Source organism: Bartonella sp. AA81SXKL (assembly GCF_042196945.1).
GTDB lineage: Bacteria > Pseudomonadota > Alphaproteobacteria > Rhizobiales > Rhizobiaceae > Bartonella.
Genome location: NZ_JBHIRH010000067.1, coordinates 1 through 1,769 on the forward strand (window position 1 = coordinate 1; position 1,769 = coordinate 1,769).

The following is a 1,769-nucleotide window of genomic DNA, read 5'->3' on the forward strand; positions in this document are numbered from 1 at the left end:
ATGGTGTGATAACCAGTCACTTTTGCATTCCCATAAACAGAACCATAGACCTTAACATACCCACCCACGCTAGCATTGCCATAAACCTTGCCATAAATTTTTGAAGAGCTACTTACAACAGCATGATCATAAACCTCAGCCTTGCTATAAATGCGTGCACTTCCTGTTAATTTTGCATTCCCATAAACCCTTGCATATTGATAAACCCACACCTTATCAGAAAGATGCGCATTATCATAAACATGAGCTCCAAAATACACGCGGGTTTTATCATATACATGCGCATTGCCATAAACAAAACCACCAATGGCAGCATTGCCATATACCCTTGCATTTTCATAAACACGACCAGATTTTACAACACAAGCATTATCATAAACCCAGCAATTGCCATCATGAGAAAGGTTATCTTCCTTTTCAATAAAGCCCCCTAAAGTACCTGCTTTAACATCAGCAAAGTCTTTTAATGCTTTAATGCGATAAAGGGTATGATTATTAATTACACGCGTTTCATTTGTGAGTGCAAACTTCTTTTGCATGAGCACAATTCCTTTATAGAGATTTAAATTTTTAAATGAGATGTTTAAAGGATGGCGCCCCCGCCGCGCCCGCGCGTGTCATTTACGCAGCATCACTTTCATATTCGCTGTCATTATCATCGCCATAATACCCTTCAAAATCAGCATAATACTCATGACGATAATAATCATCTTCGCTACCAAACTCAGGATATGCATCATCACAGATATCTTCATTAGCTGTTAAAGAGGCATTGCTATGAATATATGAAGAACCAGAGATAAGAGCATCACAAATAACGGCATCATCAAAAACACGCGATTCATCACAAATGTAAGCAGAGCCACTTATTTTTGCATTGCCTCCGACATGAGCATCATCACAAATGACAGCATTATCGGAAATATGAGCATGATCAGTGACACGGGCGTTATCATAAATTTGTGCATTGCCTTCAATTACAACGGCGTTGTTAGCATGCGCATTGCCTGAAAGTTTTGCATTGTCCTTTAATGTCATACCTTCAAAAATAGCATTTCCATAAATTTGAGCATTACCATAGACATCAACAAAAAAGCTTTTTACTTTAGCATTTCCAAAGACGCGTGCATTTTGAAAGACCCGTGCTTTATTATAAACCCAGCAATTTCCCTCATGAGATAAGTTGCTTTCATTTTCAATATACCCCCCTAAATCGCCTTTTTTGACATCATCAAAATCTCTTAAGGCTCTAATTCGAGTTAAGAAATGACCATCGATATATTCACAATCATCAATAAATTCGTATTTTTTTGCAGGATTTTGTTTATTAACAAGCACAGTTTCATTTGAAATAGAAGAGATAACGGGGGAGGTGTTTGAATTTGTCATTTTAAATTCTTTCTAATCATAAAAGGTTTCTATTGACCCCCTAATGGGCGTCGGGCGCTAGAAACACGGTGATTAGTCCGCTGTATGCTTTCCCCTTGAAAGGGTATTGTATGGCATAACCACACCCGACAAAATTCTCATATACTAACAAAAGCATAAAAGAAAGTCAGTATTTTAAAGGCATGGGAGAGGCTGTTTCGTAACCTATCCGCTAATCACTAAGTGTTTCTATCACTTGATTATTTATATAACAAAATACGTATTTATTGTCAAACAATATTTTATCTTTTTTGTATTTTTTTTAATACGTTATGTATTGATAATATCTTATGCTTATTAATTGCTTCTTTTATATTTATGTGCTTTTAAAGCTATATTAT

At 36.1% G+C, this 1,769-nt stretch carries 2 protein-coding genes; both read right to left on the reverse strand.

What is annotated here, in order from left to right; all coding sequences use genetic code 11:
- Positions 1 to 539 (reverse strand): hypothetical protein (locus ACFINZ_RS09445; protein WP_375701391.1); only part of this gene is annotated, 539 nt, incomplete at its 3' end.
- A gap of 82 nt (positions 540 to 621) precedes the next feature.
- Positions 622 to 1,389 (reverse strand): hypothetical protein, encoded by a 768-nt coding sequence (locus ACFINZ_RS09450; protein WP_375701392.1) that lies wholly within the window; start codon positions 1,387 to 1,389, stop codon positions 622 to 624.
- Positions 1,390 to 1,769: the final 380 nt, after the last annotated feature.